The sequence below is a fragment of the Streptomyces sp. NPDC048496 genome, assembly GCF_043200055.1.
Lineage (GTDB): Bacteria > Actinomycetota > Actinomycetes > Streptomycetales > Streptomycetaceae > Streptomyces.
This window is the reverse complement of the sequence record NZ_JBICXB010000114.1, coordinates 1-4,295: the sequence shown is the minus strand read 5'-3', so window position 1 is coordinate 4,295 and position 4,295 is coordinate 1. Positions and strand designations below refer to the sequence as shown.

Here is a 4,295-nt window from a genome sequence, read left to right as displayed (position 1 = left end):
TCATCATCGCGGTGGCCGTACTCGTTCCTGCGGGCACCCCATCGGACCTCTCACCAGCACGAATCCGTCAACGATCAAGAACTACAGCTGCCGGGACTGAACCCTCAGTCCCTTCCATCCGCTGTCATTCTGGATCGAAATGGAAAGATAGCAGCCAGGGCGCTCAGTTCAATCGATGGCAACAAACTGCATAAGATGATTGACCCCCTGATCAAGGAGAACTAAACTAACCAACCGCTCGATCGCAATCCTCACTCGAATCGATCGACCCCACGCCGGTATCGCGACCCTGAACCGCCTTGCGAACCATTTTCAGGCGTACGGCCATGCCAGGCCTCAGAAGGAAGATCCCGACGTCCAGGAATTTTCGCACCAAACACCTAAATTCGGACTTCTATTGGCTTTTGCGTTTCGTAGTCCCTGACCAGACGCCGGTGGAGCATCAGCGTGCCGAAGGTCTGCTCGGCGACCCACCGCTTCTGTTCCAGAGCGAACCCCCCGGGCAGAACGCATCGGTGGCGATGCCCCGCTTGCGGCCAGGCGACCTCTTGGTCTCGTCCGGCCCGGTCGTGTCGGCAGACGCGTTGGGCGAGATGCGTAAAGTCTGCCTGTCGAGCACGACCGCGCTGGGGTCCTCCTTTCGGCCCCGGCTCTCGCGGACCTGTCGGCGCAGCAGGTCATGGATGGTCTGGTTGGTGCCGTCGTCCCGCCACAGGGTGAAGTAGTAGTAGACCGCGCTGTGCGGCGGCAGGTAGTGCCACTGCACGCCGGCGTGAGCCTGGTAGAGGATCGCGTTTACGATCTCCCGCACGTCGTACCGGCCCTGGTGGCCGCTGACCGAGGGTGATGCCCTTTCCAGGACGTGACCACCGGCCGGATCAGCTCCCACGCCTCATCCGGCAGATCACTTGGGTACCGCCTGCGCTCGCCCACGCTTACCAGCAGACCGCATCCGCCGGAAACGGCAAGACCCCTAACCGGACAACTACCTTGCAGTCCGACGAGACCGAGCGAAGCCTCACAGAACACCCTCTGACGTCGATGAACTCGTCGATCACCGCTTCGTTCCCCACACCAAGGACAACGGAGACGTTGCCTGGGCCGACCAGTTTGTTGCTGCTTATCAGGTCCACTGCCGTGCCGTCGCCATTACTGCAACTTCGACTGACGCGTTGGTCGCCCGACTCCAGGCAGATCTACCTCTGGTGTCGCCCTGTGCTCCGCTCTTCAGGGCAGGGGGTGAGGGGCGTCCTTGTCGCGGAGCTGATTGCGCCTGTGGGGCGGTGGGTGTCATGTGGGCCGTTGCTGGTTCTCGATGTCGTCAGGCGCGCCCGTCGCGTCAAGCCCGCCACCGCAAGGTAGACAGGAATCTCCCTCGCTCACGAGGGAGAGCGCTTCAAGCCGCCGTGGTCTGTAGGTGGTCACCGCTGCCGTTTCACCTACCGGCAGGGGAGGCAAGCGAAGCCTTGAAAGTGTACAAATGTCATATGAGTGAGAAATCGGAAAATCTGCATGACGTGGATGAGTGGGCCGACCGCATCCGGGACGCCTCGTCCGGGTCCGATGCGCAGGCTGTCCGCAAGGTCGTTAGCGACATTTACCGCGCTGCCCAGGACGAACTCGACAAGAAGCGGGCGCAGGCTGAGTACGAACGCGAGGAGTAGTCGTCCGAGCTCATTCCGTGCTCGGAGTTGAGTCGAGGGGCTGTGTGGCGTCCGGAATGGCTGGACCGGCGGTGATCCGTGGTCGGCCGCCGGGCTGGCGCTGGTTGTGAAGGTGCTGGTCATGGTGGAGACGGCGGCCTGCACGATGGTCAGGAAGGAGCCCTTCTTGTCGTCCGGCCCGTCCCACGTGTTGGTGTCGATGGTGCCGTCGGAGTTGAGAGCTTGGGGATGGAGCTACCAGGGCTTGTGGCCAACGCGGCGAGCGGGCCTGCTGGGCGGCGCGACGGGGCAAAGCTTGCCGGGAGGGGCACTAGGGCACGTATCTGGTTGTGATCAAGGGGTGGCCTGGGTGAGGTCCTTGATCCAGATCATCCCGGCGCGAAGGTAAAGGCCGGCGAGGTAGCTGTCTGGGGTCTTGTCGTAGCGGGTGGCGATGCCTCGCCAGGCCTTCAGTTTGTTGATCAGACGCTCGGCGGTGTTCCGTTCCTTGTATAGGTCGGCGTCGTGGCTGACGGGCCGGCCGCCCCGACTGCCCTTCTTCTTCCGGTTGGCGGCCTGGTCCCTCTTCTCCGGGATGACTGCCTTGATGCGGCGTTTCCGCAGGTGGGCGCGGTTGGCGCGGGATGAGTAGGCCTTGTCCCCGGCGACTGTGTCGGGTCGGGTGCGGGGACGGTCGACGGGCCCGCGGACTCGTACTTTTCTGAGCACGGGGATGAACTGCGGGCTGTCGGCGGCCTGCCCGGCGGTCAGGACGAACGCCAGCGGTCGGCATTTCCGGTCTGCGGCGAGGTGGATCTTGCTGGTCTGTCCGCCCCTGGAGCGTCCGAGGAGGGCGGCCTTTAGAGTTCGCGCAGATAGGCGTGTGCTCATGGGCGGCGGTTCGGGCGGTCGTCCCAGCGGTGGGTCGTCCATGCCTGGCGGATCAGGCTACGGACGGTGATGATCGTGTCCGCGAGGTCGAAGAAGGCGTCGATGACCGTTGCGCGGCGTTCGTAGCAGCGGGCGAGCCGGTAGAAGGCGTTCTGCCAGGCGTGGGTGCGCTCGACGTGCCACCGCTGGCTGGCCTGGATCGGGGCCTTCTCGCCTTTGTGCGCGATGCGGCCATGCAGACTGCGTGCGGCGAGTTCGGTGCGGGTCTTGTCCGAGTCGTAGCCGGCGTCCAGGTGCACGGTGATGTCGTCGGGCAGTGGCCCCAAGTCCTCCAGGCGGTCCAGGGTCGGGGCGAGCAGCGGGGAGTCGTGGCGGTTCGCTCCGGCCAGGACCCTGCCGAGCGGTATTCCGTAACCATCCGTCATGCCCGAGCGCTTCAGGCCCTGTTTGCCGCGATCGACCGGTGAGCGCCCGGCGACCTCCCCGCCGCCGGGGGCCTTGGTGATGGAGCCGTCGATTGCGATCTGGTCGAGCACCAGCCCGACGATGCGGTCGTATGACTCGAGCGCGATCTGCTTGAGGCGGGCGAAGACGCCGAGCCGGATCCACTCGTCGCGGCGGTTGCGGATGGTGGTCGCCGAGCAGGTCGTGTCGGCGATCGCCTGGTAGGAGCAGCCGAACCGGAGCAGCTGCAGCAGCTTGTCGAAGACAAGCCGGTCGCTGATGCGCCGGCGGTGGCAGCCCAGCGGATGGGTCGGATCGACCGTCGGGCGCTCGGGCAGCAGCGCCTCGAATTGGCCCCAGAGCGGGTCGGTCAGCCATGATGGCAGGACAGGCACAGGTCTCCCCAGTGATCACAGAGCGTCGCAACTCCATGATCACCTAGACCTGTGCCTGCCTTGCTGTCGCGGCTGCCTCGCGCCGCCTATCTGCGCGGTCTCTTAGCCGGAGCTTGTGCCGACGTCGGATGTGTCGCCGTTCTTCCCGCTTGGGATCGGTTTCGGCTTCCTGCCCGTCTTGTCTTTCCGGGTCGCCCCCTTTTGCCGGGCCTTCTCCCCCCTCGGCGGCGGCTTTCTCCAGGTCGGTGATGACGTCCTGGCCGAGGTGCATCCCGGCAGTGTCATGGTGAGCGCGCGCGGTGGTGGAGTCGACGCTGACCAGGGACAGGTCCACCTCGCCCCGCTTCGCGGCCTCAGCGATCAGACCCTCCAGCAGGGCCTCGAAGACGCCGGCGTCCCTCCACTGCCGGAAGCGGTTGTGGACAGTCGACCAGGCACCGGACTCCCGCGGCATCTCCCGCCACTGCCCGCCCGTCCTGAACCGCCAGATCACGCCCTCGAACTGCTGCCGCAGCCGCTCGGGGTACGGGCCGTACTCGCCGATCGGCAGGTACGGCTCGATGAACTCCCACTCCACATCCGTCAGTTGCATTCGCGTCACACAAGACGATTTACCGGATCAGGCCCCGCCACGAGGGCGAATCCCACAGATTGATCACAACCAGATACGCGCCCTAGATCACCGCCGGGCTCATCCCGGATCTGTGATGAATCCGGGGCGGAGGGCCTCACTCGTCGGATGCTGTCACGATCGGCGGGGGCTTGTCGTTTCCCAGGTTTCGGCCGGCTCCGTGAACCGGTTCCGCAGACTACGTATCCGCTGGGAGATTGAGGTTCCCCCGCTGTGCGGGAAGTGCTGATCAGCTGGTCAGAAGGGGTTGGCGGGGTTTCAGGTTCGCTCGTTCGGTCGTTGCCTGGTCGG

The 4,295-nt window shown here is 65.0% G+C and carries 3 protein-coding genes and 2 pseudogenes; 1 reads left to right on the top strand and 4 read right to left on the bottom strand.

Annotated features, from left to right (window positions below; translation table 11 throughout):
• Positions 1 to 442: 442 nt before the first annotated feature.
• Positions 443 to 811, bottom strand: coding sequence for a transposase (locus ACGFSA_RS34855; protein WP_393310148.1), 369 nt, complete (start codon positions 809 to 811; stop codon positions 443 to 445).
• A gap of 676 nt (positions 812 to 1,487) precedes the next feature.
• Between ACGFSA_RS34855 and ACGFSA_RS34850 the strand changes: the two genes are divergently transcribed.
• A complete protein-coding gene (locus tag ACGFSA_RS34850) occupies positions 1,488 to 1,664 on the top strand; it encodes a hypothetical protein (RefSeq protein ID WP_366695518.1) in 177 nt (58 codons plus the stop codon).
• A gap of 333 nt (positions 1,665 to 1,997) precedes the next feature.
• Here the strand turns inward: ACGFSA_RS34850 and ACGFSA_RS34845 are convergent.
• The 3 genes and pseudogenes from ACGFSA_RS34845 to ACGFSA_RS34835 all read right to left on the bottom strand — a co-directional run.
• Positions 1,998 to 2,507: pseudogene (locus tag ACGFSA_RS34845) on the bottom strand (IS5 family transposase); the annotation flags it as partial.
• A gap of 23 nt (positions 2,508 to 2,530) precedes the next feature.
• Entirely contained in the window at positions 2,531 to 3,373 is an 843-nt protein-coding gene (locus ACGFSA_RS34840) for an IS5 family transposase (RefSeq protein WP_393310146.1), read from the bottom strand.
• Positions 3,374 to 3,431: 58 nt separating this feature from the next.
• A pseudogene (locus ACGFSA_RS34835) lies at positions 3,432 to 3,974 on the bottom strand (transposase); the annotation flags it as partial.
• Positions 3,975 to 4,295 lie beyond the last annotated feature (321 nt).

Coding starts and splice junctions, on each gene's coding strand:
- ACGFSA_RS34850 (WP_366695518.1), top strand. CDS start 1,488: ATGAGTGAGAAATCGGAAAATCTGCATGACGTGGATGAGTGGGCCGAC.